This is a genomic window from Photobacterium sp. (assembly GCF_057456235.1).
Genome location: NZ_JBVCPH010000014.1, coordinates 54,401 through 79,687 on the forward strand (window position 1 = coordinate 54,401; position 25,287 = coordinate 79,687).

The following is a 25,287-nucleotide window of genomic DNA, read 5'->3' on the forward strand; positions in this document are numbered from 1 at the left end:
ATCCCAATGTCTGGATTGACCGCACCACAAGCCACAGCCTCCCTTTCCTCCTGGCTGACCTATTTAGAACAACTTCATACCAGCGCCATTGATCTTGGTTTGGATCGCGCGCTCGCCGTCGCCCAACATGCTCAGCTTACCAAGCCCGCAGAGCGGGTGATCACCGTCGCGGGAACCAACGGCAAGGGCTCTACCTGTGCCATTCTTGAAGCCATTTTGCTTGATGCCGGATATAAAGTGGGTGTCTATAGTTCTCCTCATCTGGTTCGTTACAACGAACGTGTTCGCATTAACGGTCAGGAGCTGGCTGATCATCAACATAGCCAGGCTTTTGCTGATATAGAACAATGCCGGGGTGGAACCAGTCTAAGCCTGTTTGAATTTGGCACTTTGGCGGCGTTGCACCTGCTTAAGCAGCATCAGGTGGATGTGGCGATTCTGGAAGTCGGGCTGGGCGGGCGGCTGGATGCGACGAACATTGTCGAACATGATGTCGCGGTGATCACCAGCCTTGCCGTCGATCACGTTGATTGGTTAGGTGATGATATTGAAGTCATTGGGTACGAGAAGGCTGGTATCTTCCGCTCTGATAAGCCGGCAATTTGTGGCCAGCCTAATCCGCCTTCCACCGTACCGGCGCATGCCGACGATATCGGAGCGCACTTGTACCAGGTTGGCTATCAGTTCAGTTATGAACACCACGGTGAGAGCTGGAGCTGGAATTGTGGCGCATTTGATTTACAGCAGCTCCCGCTGCCGTCGCTGCCTTTGCCTAATGCCGCGACAGCATTGATGGCACTAGGCGCGGCCGAGCTGAATATCAGCGATGAAAATATTGCAGCGGGTTTGGCGAAGGCCTCACTGCCCGGCAGAATGGAGCGAGTGGCTGAAAAACCGTTAGTGATTATGGACGTTGCACATAACCCCCATTCTGCCAATTATTTTGCCACTCAGCTGGAGCTGCTGAAAAAGCGGGAAAACAAAGCCCGTATTCATGCGGTCGTTGCGATGCTGCATGATAAAGATATCGCATCCACTGTTGCTGAGATGAAAGGGATGGTTGATGTCTGGTATCCTGCGTCCTTAAAAGGCCCGCGAGCGGCCAAAGCCGAAGAGATCATTGAGCACTTACCTCATGCTACAGCCGGTTTTTCAACACCAGAGCAAGCTTTTGACGCAGCGCTAACACAAGCTGAAGAGGACGATGTGGTAATCGTCTTTGGCTCGTTTTACACTGTTGGTCAGATTTCCAGCCATATTGGATCAATTCAGGAGTAAACGTGGCGAGTAAATTCCAAAGCCGTCTGGTCGGGACCATCATTCTGGTCGCAATCGGGGTGATTTTTCTGCCCGATTTGTTTGATGGCAAGAAACAACATTACCAGGAGCAGTTTGCCAGCATTCCGTTACAGCCCGAAGTGAATGCTCAGGAAGGCTTTACGACGATCCCTGAACCTGAATTTGCCGATATCGAGCTGCCGCAAGAGCCGGTTTCCGCTGTTATCGATGAGAGTGGGTATGAGGTTTCCGGTGATTCAGACATTGCCCAAGAAGAGGTACCGTTAGCCGTTGCCCCTCAAGCTGTTGAGCCGCCGAAAGCCGGTTATCAAAAGAGCGGCTGGGTTATACAACTGGGTGTTTTCCGGAATTTTGACAATGCACATCAGTTAGTGGCGAAGATCCGTAAGGCTGGTTTTCAGGCTCATGTTTTTCCGAAACAACCTATGCCGGGTGATTTGGCACGAGTGGTGGTCGGCCCGAATGTCGCGAAAGATAAACTGACAGGCCAGATTAAAGACTTGGAAAAATTAACGGGGTTAAAAGGTCAATTGCTCAGATTTAACCCACTAAACCCTTAGGTAAACGTTTGCGTTCTCATTTTTTCTGTTAGAATACGCATCAACAAGACGAAACTATAAATGATGATCTGGATAGATTACGTAATTTTAGGCGTGATTGGCTTCTCTGCATTGGTCAGTTTAATCCGCGGATTTGTTAAAGAAGCGCTGTCACTCGTGATTTGGTTTACTGCCTTTTTTGTTGCAAGTCAGTTTTACCCTCAGCTGGCAGCTTACTTTAGCAATATTCAAGATGCGACGTTACGTAATGGTAGCGCCATCGCTGTTTTGTTCATCTCAACGCTGATAGTCGGCGCGGTGGTGAACTATGTTATCGGACAATTAGTTCAGAAAACCGGTTTGTCTGGGACAGATCGGGTACTCGGAGTTGTTTTTGGTGGTGTGAGGGGCGTGTTAATCGTCTCTGCGGTATTGTTCTTTATTGATGCCTTTACTGGATTTTCGAGTGCGGACTGGTGGAAACAGTCGCAGTTGATCCCTCAGTTCGGGGTGGTTATTGAATGGTTCTTCTCATACCTGAAAAATACTTCCAGCTTTTTACCCGGCGCGCTCTAGCGTCGGCCTTATGGCAACGATGGAGAGTAACAGAGCGTGCTGTTACTCCATCCATTGGTAATTTTTGCGTGACGAGGATTTAGGATATGTGTGGTATCGTCGGAATCGTGGGCTCAACCCCGGTAAACCAGTCTATTTATGACGCACTGACCGTGCTACAGCATCGCGGCCAGGATGCTGCCGGTATTGTTACCCTGGAAAGCAATCGTTTCCGTCTGCGTAAGGCGAATGGGCTTGTTCGTGATGTGTTTGAAGCTAAGCACATGCAACGTCTTCAGGGAGATGTTGGAATTGGCCATGTTCGTTACCCAACAGCAGGCAGTTCAAGCGCTTCAGAAGCTCAACCGTTTTATGTGAATTCTCCTTATGGTATTTCTCTGGCACACAATGGTAATTTAACCAATGCCTCAGAGATCAGGGAGTCTTTGTTTAAGCAAGCCCGGCGCCATGTTAATACAACCTCTGATTCTGAAGTTCTGTTGAATGTATTAGCGAATCAGCTTGAAGTTGCCCAAGCTCACCCGCTGACTCCTGCCGATATTTTTACTGCGGTTCGCGAAGTACATCGCGCGGTTAAAGGAGCTTATGCTGTGGTTGCCATGGTGATTGGCCACGGTCTGATTGCTTTTCGTGATCCGCACGGTATTCGTCCGCTATGTCTGGGCAGGCGTGAAATTGAAGGCCGGATCGAATACATGGTGGCGTCAGAGTCGGTCGCACTTGATGCTGTCGGGTTTGATTTTGTGCGTGATGTGGCTCCCGGCGAAGCCATTTATATTACGTTTGAGGGACAATTGTTCACTGAACAGTGTGCTGATAATCCCCAACTGAACCCATGTATTTTTGAGTTTGTTTATTTTGCTCGTCCTGATTCGTTCATTGATAAAATCTCTGTGTATGCGGCGCGCGTTTGCATGGGACAGAAGCTGGGTGAAAAAATCAAACGAGAATGGGATGACTTGGATATTGATGTTGTTATCCCGATACCGGAAACCTCTTGTGACAGTGCGTTAGAAATAGCCCGAACGCTTGATAAGCCATACCGCCAGGGTTTTGTGAAAAACCGTTATGTTGGCCGTACTTTTATTATGCCCGGGCAGCAAATGCGCCGTAAGTCTGTTCGCCGTAAGCTCAACGCAATTCGCTCTGAATTTAAAGGTAAGAACGTACTGCTAATTGATGATTCGATTGTCCGCGGTACCACATCAGAGCAGATCATTGAGATGGCTCGTGAAGCCGGTGCGCGTAAAGTGTACCTGGCCTCTGCAGCACCAGAGGTTCGCTTCCCGAATGTGTACGGTATCGATATGCCAAGCGCGAATGAGTTAATCGCCCATGGGCGTGAAGTCGATGAAATTTGCAAGATGATTGGTGCTGATGGCTTGATTTTCCAGGATCTGGAAGACCTGGTTTCAGCGGTGGCTGAAGGTAATCCTAATATCCAGCTGTTTGAGACTTCAGTGTTTAATGGCAGTTATGTGACGGGGGATATTAACCAGCAATATCTGGATTTTCTCGACTCGCTCCGTAATGAAGAGTCTAAGACCAAACGAGAAATCCAGCAGGATCTTGTCAATCTTGAAATTCATAACGAAGGGTAAAAGGACTGTCCGCTAAGGAAAAGTTCTGGTGCTTGAAAGAGCCAAGATAACAAAGAGCGAGGTGATTCTCGCTCTTTTTGATCTGTTTTTCGATTAACTCATAAATACTGGCCCTAATCCAAGATTCCACAAAATAACCGATCCCGCCAAAATCGCTACCAGCAGCACTAAGCCTGAGGTGACAATGGAGCTGGCATAGATAAATCCGCGTTCTTCCGGTATATGCATCAGGATAGGGACGCCGGTATACAGCAGGTAAACGGAGTAGGCTACCCCGATTAATCCGGCAATCATCAGGAACCAGAGGTGCGGATAGAGGGCGGCAATACTGCTCATAAAGAGTGGTGTCGCGGTATAAGCTGCCAGTTCAAGGGCTTGTGTGTAGGTCGGGGTTGAACCAAAGGTCTGGCTCATCCAGTAGGAAACATAAGCAAGGGCAAAGACACCTCCAACCAGAGCAAAATACATAGCAATTGACATACCGAGGGCACTGGATTGAGTGAGATAGATAGGATCCCCCGCGCCAATTTTCCAGCCAATAAAGACACTGGAAATAAATGCGAAAATAGGTGGCAGCAGAGCAATTAACAGGATGTGGCTGAGACTGCTGTTTATTCCATCATGTTCCTTATCAATGCTGCGCCACTCTTGTTTAGGGTGAGTGTATATTCCAAATAAATGTCCCAGAATCATAACGTTTCCTCGTCTATAAATGCCAAGTAGCTGCACGTAACAGATGGTACATTTCACAATTGTAAAAGGGTGAAATGCGTTTACATACTAATAACATGTAGTCGGGGTTCGGGGCGTTGGCAAGAAATTGCTTCGGCTAGCGTGGAAAGTGATATGAGAGTAATAAAAAGGAAAGAAGATAAAGGAAAGGAATCAGCTTACTGGGAATCACGGGCAAAACATCACTCCCGACACATTGCTTCTGCAATGCTGGGAATGGTGTATATAGCATTCGGGTTAATCAACTGCGTTTGGTTTGGCTCAAAGCCTGACGTATATTTCGAAGGCCTTAATTCAGCTCAAAGTATTGGCTGGCGAACTCAATGAATAACCGTAACTTTTCTGGCTGGTAGTCTCGGTGGTTGTACAGTAAAAAGACTTCTCGGGGGTTCGCTGACCAGTTTTCAAGAATACGGACTAACTCACCCGAAGAGATGTATTTTTCCAGCATAACATCAGGCATCAGGGTGATCCCCAACCCGGCAATACATGCTTTTCTCACCACATTTAACTGATTGGCTTCAAAGCGACCTCGTTCATTGATCGTAACGGTTTCTCCGTTGCTGTCAGTTAAGCGCCAGCGAAGTAGCGGGTTGCCTTTTAATAACGTGTGATTGTGCAGCTCCTGAGCGTGCCTTGGCTCTGGGTGGCTCTTTAAGTAATCAGGGCTGGCGACAAGAATATCTTTAACCGCGCTGATACGGCGAGCAATGAGGGTTGAATCGCGCTGAGGGCCGACTCGGAACATGACATCCCAATCGGTCGGATCGAGTTGCTCCGGCTCGCTGCTCATATGCAGTGTGATATCGATGGCCGGATGTTGCAGCATAAATGCACTCAGCATCGGTTGAAGCAGGACTTTCGTCAGGTTAGAAGGGGCGGCAATTTTTAGCTTACCGGCAGCTCCCTTGCATTCTTCACTGATGTGCACCGTTTTATCAACTAATTGCTGTAGTAGAGGTGCACAATCATCGTAAAATTTCTGTCCGGCTTCCGTAAGCGATAATTTACGAGCATGACGATTCAACAGGCGAATATTCAGGCATTCTTCCAAAGCTTGAATTCGGCGTGTGAGTGTTGCTACTGGCACTTGGGTTTTGCGGGAGGCCCCGGTATAGCTGCCATTTTCAACAACCATTCGGAACAAATTTAGATCGTCAAGTTTCATAAAAAGTCATTGCTGAAAACTCATAATGGGGAATTGTATAATACAATGAGTCAAAGTATGTCTTTAACATAACAACTCTTGCTATAAATCAATAATAACCCTTTTTTAAGCATGCGTTATCATATCTATTAAAGCGATAAAAAGTGTATTTATTTGAAGTGGATAGCATTAAACACCTAATTTCCTCCCCGAATAGATTGTCAGCCCTGACGAATGACGATTTTACACCTATGCTTTTGATAGGCTGATTAACGATTAGGTTTTCATGCGCAGTTATAGAGAAAATAGTATCAACTCCCCCGAAAAAAGTCAGGGTGTCGCAAACCATAACTCATGGAGAACACAATCGTTGCTAGAAGGTAAAGATATTCTTGTTGTAGAGGACGATCCTGTTTTTCGTCGGATGATATGTGGTTTTTTGCAAAGCCAGGGGTGTGCGGTGCGAGAAGCTGATGATGGCCTGAAAGGATTGCAAGCCTTGAGGGTGGCGATCCCTGATGTTTTACTGTGTGATTTGGCAATGCCGGTGCTATCGGGAATGGAATTTGTCGAAGAGATATCGGTTCAGTATCCGATGGTTCCTGTCATCGTGATTTCGGGGACCGGTGATATGGCTGACGTGGCAACAGCATTGCGTCACGGGGTAAAGGATTTTCTCATCAAGCCGCTGGATAATATAATGGTGCTGCAGTCTGCACTTTTATCGGTATTAAAGTCTCAGGACTGTTGTACCGAAAGCCGTGACTTTTCCAGCCAATGGTTTGGTGTAGGTGAAGACAGCAGCGTTGTCGATGAAGAGCTCGAATGGCATATTCAGGAACTCCAGTCTAACCCTAAAGCTGCTCGGGAATTGCTGGTCGGCTTAATGCCGGATACAGAATCTAAGCAGGGAGACTGGCAGCTGAATTACTGTGTCTTGCAATCTGCCGATGTGCCGCCTGTTCTCCTGGATTATACTTGGTTGATGGATGGTCGACTGGCATTTTATCTGGTTGATTCTGCCGCCGGTGGGAACAAAGGCACTGCCACCACATTGCTGCTCCGCGCCTTTTTTAATGATTATCTGCGTACCCGGATGGCGGAAGAAAATGACCTGGCGCATTTAATCAACCTAATTGAAAAGGGGATGCAGCATTCAGGGTATGCGTCACCGATTAAGGGATTGTTTGGTATTTTTGATGCGTGTGACCGAAGCCTGACCGTTGTTTCCGCCGGGCTGGGGGCTGTTTTACAAACCAGTGAAGGGATGCATTCTGTCATGGCGCAATCGTGGCTCGGAGAGTGCGCTCAGAGCAACGACATTATTCAATTGCAGTTATCAGAGTCGGGTGGACGTTTGTCATTAAGTGAAATTGGTTCGGCTAGTTTCAGTGTGACGTTAAAGAGACTGGAGTCGGCGTAAAAGATGCAAGAATTTGCTCAAAAAGAGCCTGTTGATATAAAAAATAGCCAGCAGCGAATGTGCTGGCTACTCTGTGTTGAAGCTTCGTTAGATTAAGCTTCTACTGCGTTCCCTTCGATCACGTCATCTTCAATAACCTGACCTTCTGCACCATGCATCCAGTGAATTAACTGGTTTGAACACAGTAGCAGTAAAGCACCAGCAACGGTTGCCGCGATGGCAATACCGCTGAAAATAGCCATCGGACCTGCTTCACCAACATTTGCACCAATAATACCGGCGACATAGTTAGCAACCGCATTGAAACCGAACCATGCACCCATCATCAGTGAAGCCAAGCGAAGCGGTGCCAGCTTAGTGACCATTGACAGGCCGATAGGAGACAGACACAGCTCGCCCAAGGTGTGGAAGAAGTATGCACCAACCAGCCAGAACATTGAGGTTTTCACCGTAATATCACCACCTTGCTGAGTTACTGCACCGATCATGCACAGGAAGCCGATGGCAAGGAAGAACAGAGCCATGGCAAATTTAGCCGGAGAGTTTGGCTCTTTAGGCCCCATTTTTACCCACAATGCCGCAATCACAGGGGCAAGCGTAATGACAAAGAACGGGTTAAGTGACTGGAACCAGGCTGCAGGTACTTCAAAACTGCCAATCATACGATCAGTGTAGTGCTGAGAGAAGATGTTCATCAGGCCGCCGGCTTGCTCGAAGCCTGCCCAAAAGATGACCACGAACAGACCCATGATCATGATAACTTTCAGACGATCGCGCTCTTGTGCGGTCAGTGGCTCTTTTTTACCGGATTTATTCATTGCTGCAGCACGCTTTGCGGCAGGCTCTTTACCGATATCGCCCAATAAGCGCTCGGCAAAAATAAACTGCATCACCAGACTGATCAGCATACCGATACCGGCAGTCAGGAAGCCAGCTTTCCAGCCGTATGCGGTAGATGCTGAGCCAGCAATGATCCCCGCCATTAGAGCACCAAGGTTGATACCCATATAGAAAATGGTAAAGGCACCGTCACGTCGGTTATCGCCATCTTTATAAAGATCGCCGACCATGGTTGAAATATTCGGCTTGAACATACCATTACCGACGATGAGCAGGCCAAGGCCCGCATAAAAAGCGGTGGCTGCGTGCGGGTCAATAATACTGTTAGGCAGAGCAAGTGTAAATTGACCCAAGGCCATCAGCACACCGCCGATCATAATTGAGCGGCGCTGGCCCAAGACGTTGTCGGCAATCCATCCACCAATTAAAGGGGTAATATAAACCAGGCCGGTGTAGATGCCGTAAAGACTCAGTGCGTCTTGAGTTGACCAGCCGAGGCCGCCATTGATTGTCTTATCTGTCAGATAAAGAACCAGAATCGCACGCATAGCGTAATAGGAGAAGCGTTCCCACAGTTCGGTACCAAACAGTAAGAACAAACCTTTCGGGTGGCCCAATAAGGTACCACTACTTTGATTGCTCATGATTATTCTCTATGTAATATTATTTGTGTGTTTGCTAATGCTGCCCATTTTATAATGCACAAAATATTACTCTGCAAGCGTTCACATTAGCAGAACAAAGCGCTAACATTGTAAGTTGTTGAATTATAAGTAAGTGTGCATATTGCAGGCAAAAATGGAAAATAACTTTTCATTGTGGGTTTTGGTTAAATACACCTTACATACTGGTATTGTTGGTCGTATATCTTATCTATTTCTTTCTGTTTGGGTTTAAATCTCGATATTTTTAATTTTTAATGGTTTTTACAAATGTAACATAATGGGAAGGGCTTCGGAGAAGTAGGGATCGCAATTTGAAAGGCAATTAGTTTTATAAGTTGTTCTTTATTTACGAGTACTTATAATTTAATCCAGTTGATTTATTGCCTGTTGGTCGGGAATGTTATGAAAGGTTGGTACCTTCTTTATTGTAAACGTAGTGAACAAGAGCGTGCGGTGCTTAATCTTGATCGTCAAGGGGTTGAATGTTACTACCCGCAAGTGACAGTGCAAAAAATTGTCCGAAGCAAACGGGTGGAAGCACCGGAACCTCTGTTCCCGAGTTATATTTTTGTCTATTTTGATCCGGAAACCCTGAGCTTTACCACAGTGCGCTCGACTCGAGGTGTCGCGGACTTTATTCGCCAGGGGGCAAAACCGCAACGTGTGCAACAAGAAATTGTTTATGGCTTGATGATGAACGAGGATAGCGAAGAACATCAGAAGCAACTTTCCAGTTTCCCGAAACCGGGAGAAACCCTAAAGCTGGAGCAAGGACAGTTCAAAGGGATCGAAGCTATTTACCAGGAAGCGGATGGGGAAAAACGTTCATTTATGCTGATCAACTTGCTGGGTAAGCCTGTTAAAGTGAGCGTCGAAAATAAAGATATCGTGAAAAAATAGCCGCCGTTTATTCGGTTCCCTCGCAGGTTATTCTCTGTGACGTGGTGGGGTAATATACCCAAACCACTTCAAGATGCAGAGTTCAGCGAGAATTCAGTGACTTTTAGGCAAGGCAGCCATATGAGCGAATAGGCGTCTATTTGGAGTATGGCTAACGCAGTATAAAAGCCACTGAAACTCGCCCTTTGGGAGCTCCTCTGGAAACGCACTTCAGCGAAAAATGTTCTTGAAAGGAAACGACCCTTCCTGCACACATTTTGCTTGAATTGAATTCCCAGAGGAAGCTCTGAATCACGCATATTGAAGTGGCTTGGGTATAGTTATTTGTTATAGTTGCTTCGTCTCGTTAAATACTAATGGAAAATAGAATGTCGAATACCTCTCCGGTTCGTAAAGCCGTTATTCCTGTCGCAGGCCTTGGAACCCGTATGCTTCCGGCAACCAAAGCAATTCCAAAGGAAATGTTACCCATAGTCGATAAGCCATTGATTCAGTATGTGGTTAACGAGTGCGTCGCGGCTGGTATTAAAGAGATAGTACTGGTCACGCATTCATCAAAAAACTCTATCGAGAACCATTTTGATACTTCGTTTGAATTGGAAGCGACATTAGAGAAGCGTGTTAAACGTCAACTGCTTGATGAAGTGAAGAGTATCTGCCCGAAAGATGTGACGATTATGCATGTGCGACAAGGTCAGGCTAAAGGTCTAGGTCATGCTGTCCTCGCTGCCCGTCCATTAGTGGGTGATGTGCCTTTTGCGGTTGTGCTGCCGGATGTCATTCTTGATGATTTGGCCTGTGATCTGAGCAAAGAAAATATGGCGGCGATGATTCATGCCTTTAACACCACCAAGATCAGTCAGGTACTCGTGGAGCCTGTCCCGATGGCAGAGGTTGCCAATTACGGTGTGGCAGACATCAATGGTACTGAACTCAAGCCGGGTGAAACGACGGCGATGACTAAAGTGGTCGAAAAACCTGCGGTTGAAGAGGCGCCGTCAAATCTTGCTATTGTGGGGCGGTATATATTACCCGCTGAGATTTGGGATCTACTGGCGAGAACACCGGTTGGTGCCGGTGATGAAATTCAGCTGACGGATGCGATTGATATGCTGATGGAATCTCAGCAAGTGAATGCGTTCCACATGTCGGGTAAAAGCCATGACTGTGGCAGTAAGTTGGGTTATATGCAGGCCTTCGTAGAATACGGCCTACGCCATAGCAGCTTGGGTGATGATTTTAAAGCGTACCTGAAAGAATTAGGTAAAACGCTGTAAGGTGAAGATTAAAAGGGAAGCTTAAGCTTCCCTTCTTTAATCTCGTTTCTAATCAGTCCGAATGATACTGCTCGCAAGCCAGTAGGGTGTTTTCAATCAGAGTCGCGACCGTCATCGGGCCAACACCGCCGGGAACTGGGGTGATGTATTTCGCCTTCTCGCGAGCAACATCATACTCAACATCTCCGACAAGCTTACCGTTGTCTAATCGGTTGATGCCAACATCAATAATCGCCGCACCTTCCTTGATCCAATCACCAGGAATAAAGTTAGGTTTACCGACCGCAATGATCAGAATATCGGCCTGGCGAACGTGGTGCTCAAGATCCTGAGTAAAGCGATGACAGGTAGTCGTTGTCGCGCCGCCTAACAAAAGCTCTAATGTCATTGGACGACCGACAATATTAGAGGCGCCAACAATAACAGCATGCTGACCACGAACCGGGATATTATAGCGCTCTAATAACGTCATGATGCCTTTGGGAGTGCATGAGCGTAATTTAGGGATGCGCTGACATAAACGGCCAACATTGTATGGATGAAATCCGTCAACGTCTTTTTCCGGGTCAATCTGCTCAAGTATTTTTGTGGTATCAATACCAGCCGGTAGTGGCAACTGAACCAAGATGCCGTCAATATTGTTATCTGCATTCAGTTCATCGATTAATGCCAGAAGCTCAGTTTCTTTGGTTGTTGCCGGAAGATCGAACGATTGTGAAACAAAACCAACTTCTTCACACGCTTTACGTTTACTGCCGACATAAATCTGTGAGGCCGGATCTTGCCCTACCAGTATCACGGCTAAACCTGGAGCTCGTAATCCAGCTGTAATTCGCGCCTTTACTCGCGCAGCAACTTCTTGTCGAACCGTCTGGGAAATAAGTTTTCCATCAATAATTTGAGCGGTCATGATTATCCTTTTGGGTAATTCCCGGCTTATTTGCAAACTAGGGCGTCTTAATATGTCATTAATTGCTTGAGCGTAAACCAACTATCGATAAGGCTAAGAGCGTACTTCGAATATGGCTATATAGCGCTGGTTAGTGCAATACATTGTCGCAGATAATGTGATTCAGATCCACCGCGCAAACGATTGCGCGCTGGGTGCTCACGATCTGTTTTGGCTGTTATAAAGCGGGGAGCGAATAAAACAGCAGCGCTAACTGCTTAAATTAAAGTTGGTTTGTTGGAAGTTTGAGCGGTTGGTGTTTTAGATGAAGGAAATAGACTAAAAAGCGTTGACGTTAAGATTGAGCGACGTATAATTTTGCCCCGTAACACAGTGTTACGTTAAATTATGCGCCCTTAGCTCAGCTGGATAGAGCACGTCCCTTCTAAGGATGTGGTCGCAGGTTCGAATCCTGCAGGGCGTACCATCTTCCTTTTGCACTCCTTGATTCACTAAGTTCCCCATTCCGATGAGTCCGTCGCTTCATACTTCTTGGCTTTTGTCTGATCCCTTTATTCATTTACGTAAATCGCTTTAGTACCTGTTCAGATTACTGGGTATGTAGCAATGTCAGTTACCACAACGTAATGAGAAAAGCGCTAAACGTATTGCTTGATAATTGTTCAATGAGTCAATAGCTTCAACATAACTCAGTGATTGGTCATGGCGCGATTCGATGGTTTTTCGGGCTATTGATTAAAAAAATCATGATTGAGTCGTTTATTTTCACTTTTTACCCTTGAAAATGGTTTTTTTGCCCCTATGTTGTGGAACAGTTGTATTTTGATCGCTGTTTAAGCCTTCTGTCTCGACGACAGGTGAACAGGTCGCTATAATGCGCGTTTGGTTTCTAGCCCTGTGGTTTTTTCCAGAAGTGCTAGGAATTATCAGAATTAAAGGCGTTATGGTTTTTTTGCCGTAACACGAAAGGATGCCACCGTCAGTAAATGACTGATCGGCAACATCACTCAGAAAAGCTGAGTAAGATTTGAGGTTAAATAAAATGCAAGTTACCGTTGAAACCACTGAAGGCCTAGAGCGCCATCTAACTATCACAGTTCCTGCCGCTAACATTGAAGATGCAGTAACTGCAGAGCTGAAAAAAATTGCTAAAAATCGTCGTTTCGATGGTTTCCGTCCGGGTAAAGCCCCTATTAAAATGGTTGCTCGTATGTTTGGCGCTTCTGTTCGCCAGGACATTCTAGGTGAAGTGATGCAGCGTCACTTTATCGAAGCAATTGTTAAAGAGAAAATTAATCCAGCAGGCGCGCCGACTTTTACGCCAGTTGAGATTGCTGAAGGTAAAGATCTTGTCTTTAAAGCGTCTTTCGAAGTATATCCTGAGATCGAGTTAGCGGGTCTTGAGAAGATTACTGTTGAAAAACCAGCCGTTGAAGTAAAAGACGAAGATGTTGCGAACATGCTTGATACGCTACGTAAGCAGCAAGCAACGTGGTCTGAAGTTGAAACACCAGCTGTTGCAGACAGCCGTGTGACTATCGATTTCACAGGGTCTATTGATGGTGAAGAATTCGAAGGCGGTAAAGCTGAAGGTTTCGCACTAGCAATGGGCGAAAACCGCATGATCCCTGGTTTTGAAGATGGCATCGTGGGTAAGAAAGCGGGAGATGAGTTCACTTTGGAAGTGACTTTCCCTGAAGATTACCACGCTGAAAACCTAAAAGGTAAAGCAGCATCTTTCGCAATCAAACTGCATAAAGTTGAAGCGAAAGAACTACCAGAGCTAACGGAAGAATTTGTAGCTAAATTCGGTGTTGTCGATGGTTCTGTTGACGGTCTTAAAGCGGAAGTTCGCAAGAACATGGAACGTGAACTGAAGCAAGCCGTTAAAGGGCGCATCAAAGAGCAGGTTCTTAACGGTCTGGTTGAGCAGAACAATATCTCTGTGCCATCAGCGTTGATTGATCAGGAAATCAATGTACTTCGTCAACAAGCTGCACAGCGTTTTGGTGGCGATGCGAAGAACACCCCTGAACTACCACGTGAGCTATTTGAAGAGCAAGCTCAACGTCGCGTTGTTGTTGGCCTGCTAATCGGTGAAGTGATCAAAGCTGAAGGACTAAAAGCTGACGACGAGCGTGTTAAAGCGCTAATCGCAGAAATGGCTTCTGCTTACGAAGATCCAACTGAAGTTGTTGCTTACTATGAGCAAAACGAGCAGCTAATGAACAACATGCGCAATGTTGCTCTTGAAGAGCAAGCGATTGACGCACTATTAGCAAAAGCTCAGGTGACTGAAAAAGAAGTTGGCTTCAACGATCTTATGAACCAGCCAGCGGCTTAATTTGCTGAAATTACTGTAGAGATTTGACTTTGTTTCAAATTTTCTGCTAACAATGGTCCGTGTGAGTATTTTCATTCGGGCCATTTATTTTAGGGAAATAACGTTATGAGCTACCAAGAAAAAAACGCCATGTCTCCGATTATGGATGCGCTGGTTCCTATGGTGGTCGAGCAGACTTCTCGTGGTGAGCGTTCCTACGACATTTATTCCCGACTACTGAAAGAGCGTGTGATTTTCCTGACCGGTCCGGTTGAAGATCATATGGCCAACCTAGTAGTTGCACAGCTTCTATTCCTAGAATCGGAAAATCCAGATAAAGATATTTTCCTTTACATCAACTCACCGGGAGGTTCGGTAACGGCTGGTATGTCTATTTATGACACCATGCAGTTTATTAAACCAAACGTCAGTACAGTATGTATGGGCCAAGCGTGTTCTATGGGCGCATTTCTGCTAGCGGGCGGCGCTGCGGGTAAGCGTTACTGCCTGCCGAGCGCTCGTGTTATGATCCACCAGCCGTTAGGTGGTTTCCAGGGACAGGCATCGGATATTCAGATCCATGCGCAAGAAATTCTGACTATCAAACATAAACTTAACACCTTACTTGCTAATCACACAGGTCAACCTCTTGAAGTTGTCGAGAGAGATACTGACCGTGATAACTTTATGTCTGCTGAGCAGGCTGTTGAGTATGGTTTGGTAGATGCTGTTTTGACGCAACGTGACTAATTCTGATTATTTTCTCGGTTGCGCGACTTTAGTCGTGTGGCGGAGCAAAATAGCAAGAGTTGTTATACACTCAAAACAAGGCAATGATGGGTTTAAACCCGAAAAGAGGTTAGCGAATGACAGATAAGCGAAAAGAGAATGGTAGTGGAAAACTGCTGTATTGCTCTTTCTGCGGCAAAAGCCAACATGAAGTTCGTAAGCTGATTGCTGGCCCTTCTGTGTATATTTGCGATGAATGTGTTGATCTTTGTAACGACATTATTCGCGAAGAAATTAAAGAAGTGATGCCTAAGCGCGACGGCAATGAGCTTCCGACTCCGCAAGAAATTCGTTCAAACCTGGATGATTACGTTATTGGTCAGCCGCATGCTAAGAAGGTGTTGGCGGTAGCGGTTTATAACCATTACAAACGTCTTCGTAATGGCGACACCACGAGTGAGGGTGTTGAGCTGGGTAAAAGTAATATTCTGCTGATCGGTCCGACCGGTAGCGGTAAGACGCTGCTGGCTGAAACACTGGCACGTATGCTGGATGTACCATTTACGATGGCTGATGCAACCACGCTGACTGAAGCGGGTTATGTTGGTGAAGATGTTGAAAATATCATCCAGAAGCTGCTGCAGAAGTGTGATTACGACGTAGCGAAAGCTGAGCGCGGAATTGTTTACATCGATGAAATTGATAAGATTTCACGTAAGTCTGATAACCCGTCGATTACGCGTGACGTATCGGGTGAGGGTGTTCAGCAAGCACTACTGAAATTGATTGAAGGTACTGTTGCTTCGGTACCACCTCAAGGTGGCCGTAAGCATCCGCAGCAGGAATTCCTGCAAGTTGATACGTCTAAGATCCTATTTATCTGTGGCGGTGCATTTGCCGGCCTGGATAAAGTGGTTGAACAGCGCATATCAACCGGTACTGGTATTGGTTTTGGTGCTGACGTTCGTTCGAAAGACGAAAAGAGCACTCTGAGCGATCTGTTTGCGCAAGTTGAGCCACAGGATCTGGTTAAATACGGCTTGATCCCTGAGTTCATCGGTCGTCTGCCCGTTACGGCAACGCTGAACGAGCTTGATGAAGCGGCGTTGGTTCAAATCCTGCGTGAACCTAAGAATGCATTGACTAAGCAATATGCGGCATTGCTTGAACTTGAAAACGTTGAGCTTGAATTCCGCGATGATGCACTGGTTGCCATTGCTCGTAAAGCGATGGAGCGCAAAGCGGGAGCCCGTGGTTTGCGTTCAATTGTTGAGGCGGTTCTGCTCGATACGATGTACGAATTGCCATCAGCGGAAGGCGTCAGTAAAGTTGTAATTGACGAGTCAGTGATTAACGGTGAGTCAGATCCATTGCTGATCTACGAAAATACCGGAAATCAAGCAGCTGGCGCAGAGTAATTGTTTAATAACTACTCAGATGTCTAAAAAAAAGGAGGCTTTTGCCTCCTTTTTTATTTTCTGTTGCATCTCCCGTTGAATCTTGATGCTTTACCCCCATATACTCAATAAAGAGTCTAAAAGGAAGAGAGAATAATATGAACCTGGAGCGTTCTGAACGCCTTGAAATCCCGGTTCTGCCACTGCGTGATGTGGTGGTATACCCTCATATGGTGATTCCATTGTTTGTGGGCCGGGAAAAATCAATTCGTTGCCTTGAATCGGCAATGGATAATAATAAACAAGTTCTGCTGGTCGCCCAGAAAGAAGCGGCCACTGATGAACCTTCGATTGACGAATTGTATGATGTCGGCACGGTTGCGACGATCCTTCAGTTGCTGAAGCTGCCTGATGGCACGGTGAAAGTACTGGTTGAAGGTCAACAGCGAGCAAAAGTTGAAAACTTAACCGATGATGACTTCTTCTGTGCTGAAGCTGTGTTTCAGATCACACCGGAAATGGATGAGCGCGAGCAGGAAGTTTTGGTTCGCACTGCTATTAACCAGTTTGAAGGCTTCATCAAGCTCAATAAAAAAATTCCGCCAGAAGTCTTAACGTCGCTAAACGGCATCGACGAAGCGGCACGCCTGGCTGATACGATTGCCGCGCATATGCCTCTGAAACTGGCAGACAAGCAAAAAGTACTCGAAATTATTGATATTACAGAACGTTTAGAGTTCTTAATGGCAATGATGGAATCTGAAATCGATCTGCTTCAGGTCGAAAAGCGCATTCGTGGTCGCGTTAAAAAGCAGATGGAAAAAAGCCAGCGCGAGTACTACTTAAACGAACAGATGAAAGCGATCCAGAAAGAACTGGGTGAGCTTGATGACGCACCAGACGAATTCGAATCGCTCAAGGCGAAAATCGAAGAGTCGAAGATGCCTGCAGAAGCCCGTACAAAGACAGAGCAAGAGTTGCAGAAGCTTAAGATGATGTCACCGATGTCGGCCGAAGCGACCGTTGTACGTGGCTATATCGACTGGATGCTCAGTGTTCCTTGGCATAAGCGTTCAAAAGTAAAGAGAAACCTGGCAAAAGCCGAGGAAGTTCTTAATGCCGACCATTATGGTCTGGAGCGCGTAAAAGAGCGTATTCTTGAGTATCTGGCGGTACAGACCCGGATCAATAAGCTAAAAGGCCCAATCCTTTGTCTTGTCGGTCCTCCGGGTGTAGGTAAGACCTCGCTGGGGCAGTCAATTGCCGCCGCGACAGGGCGTAAATACGTACGAATGGCATTGGGCGGCGTGCGTGATGAAGCTGAAATTCGAGGCCACCGTCGTACTTATATCGGCTCTATGCCGGGCAAGCTGATCCAGAAGATGGCCAAGGTGGAAGTGAAAAACCCACTGTTCCTGTTAGATGAGATCGATAAGATGTCTTCTGATATGCGGGGTGATCCTGCATCTGCACTGCTTGAAGTGCTTGATCCAGAGCAAAACAATGCCTTTAACGATCACTATCTGGAAGTGGATTACGACCTGTCTGACGTGATGTTCGTGGCGACCTCGAACTCAATGAACATCCCTGGGCCGCTGCTTGACCGTATGGAAGTGATCCGTCTGTCGGGATATACCGAAGATGAAAAACTCAACATTGCCAAGCGTCACCTGCTGAATAAGCAAATCCAGCGTAATGGCTTGAAAGAGGGTGAAATCGAAGTCGAAGACTCTGCGTTGATTGGGATTATCCGTTACTATACGCGTGAAGCGGGTGTGCGTAATCTTGAGCGTGAAATTTCAAAACTATGCCGTAAAGCGGTTAAAGAAATTCTGCTGAACAAAGATGTCAAGAAGGTGTCTATTAACCAGGATAATCTGAAGGATTATCTCGGTGTCCAGCGTTGCGACTATGGCAAAGCCGATGAAAGTAATCGGATCGGTCAGGTCACCGGCCTGGCATGGACAGAAGTCGGTGGCGATTTACTGACCATTGAAACGGAATCGATGCCGGGTAAAGGTAAGCTGACTTATACCGGTTCATTGGGTGACGTGATGCAGGAGTCGATCCAGGCGGCGATGACTGTTGTCCGTACTCGTGCCGAGCGGTTAGGGGTTAATCCTGACTTCTACGAGAAGCGTGACATCCACGTTCACGTTCCGGAAGGCGCTACGCCTAAAGACGGCCCAAGTGCGGGTATTGCGATGTGTACCGCTCTGGTTTCGAGCCTGACCGGTAATCCGGTACGTGCTGATGTTGCGATGACCGGTGAAATCACCCTGCGTGGTGAAGTACTGCCGATTGGTGGCTTGAAAGAAAAACTACTCGCGGCACACCGCGGCGGCATTAAAACGGTACTCATTCCAAAAGAAAACGAACGTGATTTGGAGGAGATCCCAGATAACGTAATCGCTGATTTGGAAGTCTGTCCGGTACGTTGGATTGATGAAGTGCTGACAATAGCATTGCAGAACAATCCCACCGGCATTGAGCTGGTAAACGCGCAAAACAGTGACATGCAGCAAAGTTAAGTAAAGAAAAAACGCTTTCAGGTACAAAAAGCCTTGTCAGCGTTTTTTTGTGTCGCTATAAGTTAGGTCTAATTTTCTGTAAGCTCAATAATATCAAGGCTTACACGCATTATTGGTGTTGCGTTCTGGTATTATTAGGGCCTGATTCAAATTTAATTGTTCGTGGCAAGACTTCGTTCTTGCAGGCATTTTTCGTCGATAATGTCTCTTACGGACAATCTTCATTGAGGGGATGAAATTGTGAATAAAACTCAGTTAGTGGATAAAATTGCTGAAAGTGCTGATATCTCTAAAGCGTCTGCTGGTCGTGCTTTGGATGCATTTATTGACGCTGTTTCTGACACGTTGAAAACCGGTGATCAGGTTGCGCTTGTTGGTTTTGGTACTTTCTCAGTACGTGAGCGTGCGGCACGTACGGGCCGTAATCCGCAAACCGGTGAAGAGATCCAAATTGCTGCTGCAAAAGTACCTGGTTTTAAACCAGGCAAAGCGCTTAAAGACTCTGTAAACTAAACAATAGGGGTTAGCCCTGTGTTTGTGCTGTAATTCGTACAGTTCAAATATCAATGCTGGTTGTTTTTATAACTAAGCAGAACTGATGAGGGCGCATCAAGTTGATGCGCTTTTTTTCTTTTACTTGTATTATTTTGTATCAAGGTGACGTTTCGGTGGCTGTTACTGCCCGCCGGAGGCATCTTCATACAGCCATGCCAGCTCGAACAGTAGGAGATACGGCAAATCATGATGGAGCGACTGCGCGAAGGCGTTAACAGCATTTGGGTTAAGATTATTCTTAGCCTGATTATTTTCTCTTTTGTCTTTGCTGGCGTTGGTAGCTACCTTGCCGGTGGCAGCCAACAAGCTGCAGCAAAGATTGATGGTCAGGAAATCAGCCAAAGCCAATTTGAACAGGCTTATCAGAACGAGCGAAATCGTATGCAGTCACAGTTAGGTGACTATTTTGCGACGCTTCTGGGCGATCCTGAATACGTTAAACAATTCCGTCAAAGCGTGCTTGATCGCATGGTCAATGACGTTTTAATTGAGCAGCGCGCGAATGAATTAGGTTTACGCATCAGCGACGAGCAAATTCGTAACGCGATTGTTTCCATGCCTGAATTCCAGCGTAATGGTCAGTTTGATAACGACATGTACACAACGCTACTGCGCCGCTCGGGTTTTTCACCGGAGCAATTCGCTGAATACATTCGTAGTGATATGCTTCGCCAGCAGTTCCTTACGGCGATTCAGGGCAGCGACTTTGCACTAAGCAGCGAACTGACGGCTCTGCGTAAGCTAGAAGCGCAGCAGCGTGTTATTCGTAGCCTGACATTGGATCTTGCTGAGTTCACCAAAAATGCAGACATTTCTGAACAAGAAGTCACCGCATTTTATGAGCAGAACCCGCAGATGTTCACCCGTCCAGAGCAAGTAAAGGTGGCATACATTGAGCTTTCTGGTGAGGGTCTGAAAGACAGCATTGAAGTATCAGATGATGATGCTAAAGCTGACTACGCTGATCATAAAGAAAAGTACAGTACAGCGGAACAACGCCAGGTAAGTCACATTCTGGTTCAGGGGGATAGCAGCGAAGCGAAAGCGAAGGCTGATGATGTCATGGCTCAGCTGAAAGCCGGTGCTGATTTCACTCAGCTGGCGCAATCCTCTTCTGATGATACGTTCAGTGCTAAAGACGGCGGTAAGCTGGATTGGTTTGAACGTGGAGTGATGGATCCTGCGTTCGAAGATGCAGCATTTGCATTGGAAAACGACGGCGATATTTCTGAAGTCGTGAAATCATCGTTTGGTTACCACATCATCAAATTGAACGCAGTAAAAGCATCAGATGTGAAGCCATTTGCCGATGTTCGTGATGAGATCCTTGTGTCACTTCGCGAACAGCGTGCTGCTGAATATTTCTATGATATGCAGACTCAGCTTGCCGAGACTGCCTTTGAAATGCCGGACTCTCTGGATGACGCTGCAGCCGCGGTAAATGTAGACGTTCAGCATACTGAATTCTTCTCTCAGAATGATGCACAAGGTGTGCTGGCTAACCCGGCTGTATTGCAGGCGATATTCAGTGCTGAAGTGCGTGAAGATGGCCTGAATTCAGATGTGATCGAAATTGGTCCTGAGCATGTTGTGGTGGTACGCGTTGAAGATTCACGCGACGAAGCGGTACTGCCGTTTGCAGAGGTTTCTGCTGCCGTGAAAGCTCAGCTGGCCAGCCAGAAAGGTGAGCTCAATGCGCAAGCGAAAGCGGATGAAATCATCGCGGCACTTCGCGCGGGCGACGACGCGGTTCTTGCAACTGAGGGTTTACGTTTCGCTGAAGAGCAAACCATTAGCCGCTCAGGTCCAGATCGCATGGTGTCTCAGGTTGCATTTGGTTTACCTAAACCAGCGGAAGGCCAACCTGTCTATGGCATGACGCGTGATATGTCCGGTAACGTGATGATCATTGCACTGGATAGCGTGATTAACTCTGATGTCGAACCGGTCGCTGTCGATAGCCAGTTTGCCACTCAGGTAGAGCAGATGAACGCCCAGCAAGATACAGAGGCAACACTGCAAGTGCTTCGCGCTACTGCAGAGGTTAGTTACCCATTATTGGAAACGCCTGCCAACTAATTGAAATTTATATTTCTGTTAACGGGCCGCCTTTGTGCGGCCCGTCTTTTTTCTGGACATTAATAGTATTTTATACTTTCCCGTTATTCTTTAATCGCTATGCTGCATGGACATCATAAAGTGTAATAAGAGGAAGAAGATGAACCAGGTAATGAAAGCCGTCGTGTTTTGCGCCGCAGTGGTGTTTGCCCCGGTGGGGTTGGCTGCAGGCGATGCTCATGAAGGCATTGAAATCACCATTAACATCAATCAGGCTAATGCTGAAGAGCTGGATAAGTTACTGATAGGTATCGGACCGGACAAAGCCGAAAAGATCATTGCGTACCGTGAGACCAATGGCAATTTCAAAACAGCGGAAGATTTGCAAAAGGTCAAAGGGATTGGTGTTTCAACCGTTGAAAAAAACCGTCAGCGTATCAAGCTGTAGTAGGCAATACTAATCGGTATGAGCATGGAGGAGCGTAGTTTGAGGTACTTCTTCAGTTGCCCCCGACAGGTATTACTTCTGACGCTGAGTATAGCCAGCAATCAGACCGGTAACCGCCCCAATCAAATGAGCTTCAATTGCCACTCGCGCCCCGATTAATGCCGCTGAGCTAGCCGCCCCGCCATAGTATTGCTCCCAGCCTATTTTGAAAGTCAGGCCAGCTAATAGCAGCCATCCTCCTTTGGTTTGAGTACGAAGATCTCTTACTGCTCCCCATGCAAATAAGCCATGAAGGACGCCTGACAGACCCGCATACCATTGAATATCCGTCGCAAAGAGACCGATCCCAATGACAAGAGAAATTAACAGAATAAGGACGGTATAATGTTTTGCACAGAAATGGGCGCGGAAAATAAAAGTGATAACGATCAGTGCCAGGCTGTTCATTACCATGTGAGGCCAATTGGTATGGGTGAGATTTCCTGTTAGGATCCGCCATATTTCGCCGTGAGCAATAGTCTCGCGATCCCAGGCGATCCAGGATTGGATGACGGGCCATTGTGCAAGAAAACTGAGACTGATGGCGATAACTAAATAAGTACGAATAGACAAGGCAACCTCATGAGCCGATATTGTGAACAGTGCGGAAAGGCGAAAAAAGCCTGCATTTGTCGCTGGATCCAAGTTATTGATGCTAAAACTGAACTGTGGATTTTACAACACCCTTCTGAACTTAATCGGGCGATTGGTACTGCGCGGATACTCACCCTGTCATTACCCACAGCCCGGCTATGGGTCGGTGAGGACTTTTCTCAGCATGATGAGTTAAATGCGTTGCTTGCTGAATCTGGCCGAGAAGTCTGGCTGGTTTATCCCGGCGAGGACTCGGTGCCGATTTCCCGACTGGCATCGACGCGTCCGGCAAAAGGGGCCATCCGGACGCTGATCCTGCTGGACGGTACCTGGAAGAAAGCCTATAAAATGTGGCAGCTTTCAACGAACTTGCACCATTTGCCAACCGTAAACCTGGATAATGTCGAATCCGGCAACTACCGGATACGTAAATCCCCGAAAGAACAAGGCGTATCAACGGTTGAAGCCGGTTACCTGGCATTGACTGCACTGGAGGGCCAGTCCGAGACGTTTGCGCCACTGCTCGGTGTATTTAATCAGATGATTGATTTTCAGATCCGGCAGATGCCGGCGGGGATCTACGAGAAGCACTACGGTGAAAAGTAGGGGCAAGAGCTCGAGCTTCTCATCTCTGGTTATCTAGAACCTCGTGACTCAACCTCAAAGCCCATGCCCCTCGCTTCCGAGCGACACCGCGGTGGTCGGCAGGAAAAGGGTGCTGTATAGCCGTTGGGAAAAGCCGTCGGTCATCCCGGAAATGTAGTCTGCAATGATCCGGTACTCGTTATCTCCCTGGCTGACAACGTGCAGCCAGCGCTCGCGGGTACTGGCTGGCAGCAGTCGTTCCGGGTCGGAGGCAAAGGCATCAAACAGCTCCATGACTAATTGCTGGCCTTTGTATTCCAGCAGCTGGATTTCAGGCTTCTTCACCACGTATTCGCTGACAAAGTGTTTCAATACTGCGAGCACGCGCTCCATCGGTTCAGTCAAATAAGCATTCCATTTCAGCAAAGGCTCTTCAAAACTATGGAGACCGTCTTGAATGGTCGGACCGATCTGAATCGATGTCAGCAGGGCGTTCACCATTGCACCGATTGCATCTTTTCGTTGGTAATGGGTGCCAAACAGCTGTTCACTGATTTCTGTGGTTCGCTCCTCAAGCCAGGGTTCACCGCAATCAGCGAGCTTGCTCGCAACGGCATCGTGCCACTGTTCACGACTGACAATGCCCATCACAATGGCATCTTCCAGATCGTGGACACCATAGGCGATGTCATCTGCCAGCTCCATGATCGAACAATCGAGCGATTTAAAGTGCGTTTTCTGGTGTTCACCGGGGTCGGTCCGCTCACTGCGCATCTGGCCGAACAGAGTTCTATCATGCTCGGATAGCGGGGCTAAGACCCAGTTGAATACACCGCTATCATCGTTATAAACCCCTTTTGCCGGATGCCAGTCTTTGGCCTTGAGATGGCGGAAGTTACTGACTTCGGCTGGCTGTTCAATAGCGCGGGTCTGGCTGATAAAGGCCGGATACTTGAGTAAACCGAGCAGACTGCGGCGAGCGAGGTTCATGCCAAAGTGCTCGGTATAAGGTTCCAGTAAGCTCACAATACGAAATGTCTGGGCATTACCTTCAAACCCGCCGTGATGGCGCATCATGTAATTCAGGGCGACTTCGCCGCCATGACCAAAGGGCGGATGGCCGATGTCATGGGCCAGACACAGGCTTTCCATTAAGCTGCTCGTCGGCAGCAAATCCCGAAACTGCGGCTGTTTAATTTTGAGCTGAGCAACAATGCCGGTGCCGATTTGTGACGCTTCCAGTGAATGGGTCAGCCGGGTACGGTAAAAGTCATGGTGGCCGGCCCCGTGCACCTGTGTTTTTGCCTGCAGACGCCGAAAGGCCGCGGAGTGAAGAATACGAGCCCGATCCCGCTGATAGACCGAACGGTGATCATTGCGACGCATTTTCTGCTCGTTACTTTTTCGCTGTTCCCACTCGGGCTTCAGGGCAAATTTAGTCATTAACTGATGTCATCCAGGGTTAGATTGAAACTATCGACAAAAGTCGCTAGAAAGTATTCCATCTCAGGGCTAGAGCGGTCGGCTAATGTTTTTTCTAACCGTTTTTTTGCCTGGGTAAACTCATGGTTACCCGCATTGAGCTCTTCGAGGCATTTCAGGTAAGCACACAGGGAATCAGCCTGTTTGACGATAGCATAGTCACCCTGATCGATAGCCTGGCTGTCTAATAGCGGGGCATAATCTTCACGGAACTCTTCTGGCAGCATCGAAACCAGCTTCTGCTCTGCGGCAAGTTCTATCTTTTTGTACTCTTCAGCAATCGCCGGGTTGTAGTATTTTATCGGGGTCGGCATGTCGCCGGTTAAGACCTCACTGGTATCGTGAAACATGCCGAGCAGTGCAATACGCTCAGGGTTAACATGACCGCCGAACTTACGGTTTTTAATCAAAGCCAGGGCGTGGGCGACAAAGGCAACTTGCAGGCTATGCTCAGAAATATTCTCTGTTGCGACACACCGCATCAAAGGCCAGCGCTGAATAAGGTTCATGCGAGCAAGGTGAGCAAAAAAATGACTTTTTTCCATATCGATACTTCTTCGCTGCTAGGGGGAAAGAATGACTTGGTTCAGTCATAAAGGTAACAGAATTATCGATGAGGTAAACAAAAGCCCCAGTA

General features: G+C 47.2%; 22 protein-coding genes and 1 tRNA gene. 16 read left to right on the forward strand and 7 right to left on the reverse strand.

Annotated features, from left to right (window positions below; translation table 11 throughout):
* The first annotated feature begins 6 nt into the window (after positions 1-6).
* The 4 genes from folC (at position 7) to purF (ending at position 4,015) form a co-directional block, all read left to right on the forward strand.
* The gene (gene folC / locus AC2204_RS15370; RefSeq protein ID WP_318926562.1) at positions 7-1,278 is read left to right on the forward strand and encodes a bifunctional tetrahydrofolate synthase/dihydrofolate synthase; all 1,272 of its coding nucleotides are present in this window, start codon (positions 7-9) and stop codon (positions 1,276-1,278) included.
* Between the two features lie 2 nt (positions 1,279-1,280).
* Positions 1,281-1,859, forward strand: coding sequence for an SPOR domain-containing protein (locus AC2204_RS15375; RefSeq protein ID WP_318926563.1), 579 nt, complete (start codon positions 1,281-1,283; stop codon positions 1,857-1,859).
* Between the two features lie 63 nt (positions 1,860-1,922).
* A complete protein-coding gene (locus tag AC2204_RS15380) occupies positions 1,923-2,414 on the forward strand; it encodes a CvpA family protein (protein WP_318926641.1) in 492 nt (163 codons plus the stop codon).
* Between the two features lie 86 nt (positions 2,415-2,500).
* A complete protein-coding gene (purF, locus tag AC2204_RS15385) occupies positions 2,501-4,015 on the forward strand; it encodes an amidophosphoribosyltransferase (protein WP_318926564.1) in 1,515 nt (504 codons plus the stop codon).
* A 93-nt stretch (positions 4,016-4,108) separates the two neighbouring features.
* Here purF and AC2204_RS15390 read toward each other — a convergent pair whose 3' ends face one another.
* Both AC2204_RS15390 and AC2204_RS15395 read right to left on the reverse strand, forming a co-directional pair.
* Positions 4,109-4,708, reverse strand: a complete 600-nt coding sequence (locus AC2204_RS15390; protein WP_318926565.1) for a Yip1 family protein — start codon at positions 4,706-4,708, stop codon at positions 4,109-4,111.
* Positions 4,709-5,036: 328 nt separating this feature from the next.
* On the reverse strand, positions 5,037-5,915 hold the full coding sequence (locus tag AC2204_RS15395) for a LysR family transcriptional regulator (RefSeq protein WP_318926566.1): 879 nt from the start codon (positions 5,913-5,915) through the stop codon (positions 5,037-5,039).
* A gap of 349 nt (positions 5,916-6,264) precedes the next feature.
* On the opposite strand from AC2204_RS15395, the gene AC2204_RS15400 reads away from it, so the two are divergent.
* The gene (locus AC2204_RS15400; protein WP_318926642.1) at positions 6,265-7,317 is read left to right on the forward strand and encodes a response regulator; all 1,053 of its coding nucleotides are present in this window, start codon (positions 6,265-6,267) and stop codon (positions 7,315-7,317) included.
* 92 nt (positions 7,318-7,409) lie between these two features.
* Here the strand turns inward: AC2204_RS15400 and AC2204_RS15405 are convergent, their stop codons facing one another.
* Positions 7,410-8,801, reverse strand: a complete 1,392-nt coding sequence (locus tag AC2204_RS15405; RefSeq protein ID WP_318926567.1) for a peptide MFS transporter — start codon at positions 8,799-8,801, stop codon at positions 7,410-7,412.
* Positions 8,802-9,224: 423 nt separating this feature from the next.
* On the opposite strand from AC2204_RS15405, the gene rfaH reads away from it, so the two are divergent.
* Positions 9,225-9,722, forward strand: a complete 498-nt coding sequence (gene rfaH, locus AC2204_RS15410; protein WP_318926568.1) for a transcription/translation regulatory transformer protein RfaH — start codon at positions 9,225-9,227, stop codon at positions 9,720-9,722.
* Between the two features lie 368 nt (positions 9,723-10,090).
* Entirely contained in the window at positions 10,091-10,999 is a 909-nt protein-coding gene (gene galU, locus AC2204_RS15415) for a UTP--glucose-1-phosphate uridylyltransferase GalU (RefSeq protein WP_318926569.1), read from the forward strand.
* Positions 11,000-11,051: 52 nt separating this feature from the next.
* On the opposite strand, the gene folD is transcribed toward galU, so the two are convergent.
* Positions 11,052-11,909, reverse strand: coding sequence for a bifunctional methylenetetrahydrofolate dehydrogenase/methenyltetrahydrofolate cyclohydrolase FolD (gene folD / locus AC2204_RS15420; RefSeq protein ID WP_318926570.1), 858 nt, complete (start codon positions 11,907-11,909; stop codon positions 11,052-11,054).
* 389 nt (positions 11,910-12,298) lie between these two features.
* On the opposite strand from folD, the gene AC2204_RS15425 reads away from it, so the two are divergent.
* From AC2204_RS15425 to AC2204_RS15460, 8 genes are all read left to right on the forward strand, one after another.
* Positions 12,299-12,375: transfer RNA gene (locus tag AC2204_RS15425), tRNA-Arg, on the forward strand.
* Positions 12,376-12,951: 576 nt separating this feature from the next.
* Positions 12,952-14,253, forward strand: a complete 1,302-nt coding sequence (gene tig / locus AC2204_RS15430; RefSeq protein ID WP_318926571.1) for a trigger factor — start codon at positions 12,952-12,954, stop codon at positions 14,251-14,253.
* Positions 14,254-14,358: 105 nt separating this feature from the next.
* Positions 14,359-14,982, forward strand: a complete 624-nt coding sequence (gene clpP, locus AC2204_RS15435; RefSeq protein WP_318926572.1) for an ATP-dependent Clp endopeptidase proteolytic subunit ClpP — start codon at positions 14,359-14,361, stop codon at positions 14,980-14,982.
* Positions 14,983-15,098: 116 nt separating this feature from the next.
* On the forward strand, positions 15,099-16,379 hold the full coding sequence (gene clpX, locus AC2204_RS15440; RefSeq protein ID WP_107284343.1) for an ATP-dependent protease ATP-binding subunit ClpX: 1,281 nt from the start codon (positions 15,099-15,101) through the stop codon (positions 16,377-16,379).
* 137 nt (positions 16,380-16,516) lie between these two features.
* Positions 16,517-18,889, forward strand: coding sequence for an endopeptidase La (lon, locus tag AC2204_RS15445; RefSeq protein ID WP_318926573.1), 2,373 nt, complete (start codon positions 16,517-16,519; stop codon positions 18,887-18,889).
* A 240-nt stretch (positions 18,890-19,129) separates the two neighbouring features.
* A complete protein-coding gene (gene hupB, locus AC2204_RS15450; protein ID WP_107284345.1) occupies positions 19,130-19,402 on the forward strand; it encodes a nucleoid-associated protein HU-beta in 273 nt (90 codons plus the stop codon).
* A 228-nt stretch (positions 19,403-19,630) separates the two neighbouring features.
* Positions 19,631-21,523: a peptidylprolyl isomerase gene (ppiD, locus tag AC2204_RS15455; protein ID WP_318926574.1), complete on the forward strand. Its 1,893-nt coding sequence runs from the start codon at positions 19,631-19,633 to the stop codon at positions 21,521-21,523.
* A gap of 139 nt (positions 21,524-21,662) precedes the next feature.
* Entirely contained in the window at positions 21,663-21,950 is a 288-nt protein-coding gene (locus AC2204_RS15460) for a ComEA family DNA-binding protein (protein WP_318926575.1), read from the forward strand.
* Between the two features lie 72 nt (positions 21,951-22,022).
* Here AC2204_RS15460 and rrtA read toward each other — a convergent pair whose 3' ends face one another.
* The gene (rrtA, locus tag AC2204_RS15465; protein ID WP_318926576.1) at positions 22,023-22,562 is read right to left on the reverse strand and encodes a rhombosortase; all 540 of its coding nucleotides are present in this window, start codon (positions 22,560-22,562) and stop codon (positions 22,023-22,025) included.
* Between the two features lie 9 nt (positions 22,563-22,571).
* Between rrtA and AC2204_RS15470 the strand changes: the two genes are divergently transcribed.
* Positions 22,572-23,189 carry a tRNA-uridine aminocarboxypropyltransferase gene (locus AC2204_RS15470; protein WP_318926577.1) on the forward strand — a complete coding sequence of 206 codons (618 nt, stop codon included), beginning with the start codon at positions 22,572-22,574 and terminating at the stop codon, positions 23,187-23,189.
* A gap of 54 nt (positions 23,190-23,243) precedes the next feature.
* On the opposite strand, the gene AC2204_RS15475 is transcribed toward AC2204_RS15470, so the two are convergent.
* Together AC2204_RS15475 and yfbR are read right to left on the reverse strand one after the other, a co-directional pair.
* The gene (locus tag AC2204_RS15475; protein WP_318926578.1) at positions 23,244-24,611 is read right to left on the reverse strand and encodes an anti-phage deoxyguanosine triphosphatase; all 1,368 of its coding nucleotides are present in this window, start codon (positions 24,609-24,611) and stop codon (positions 23,244-23,246) included.
* Positions 24,611-25,195: a 5'-deoxynucleotidase gene (gene yfbR, locus AC2204_RS15480; protein ID WP_318926579.1), complete on the reverse strand. Its 585-nt coding sequence runs from the start codon at positions 25,193-25,195 to the stop codon at positions 24,611-24,613. The genes AC2204_RS15475 and yfbR overlap by 1 nt, the downstream gene beginning before the upstream one ends.
* Between the last annotated feature and the right edge of the window lie 92 nt (positions 25,196-25,287).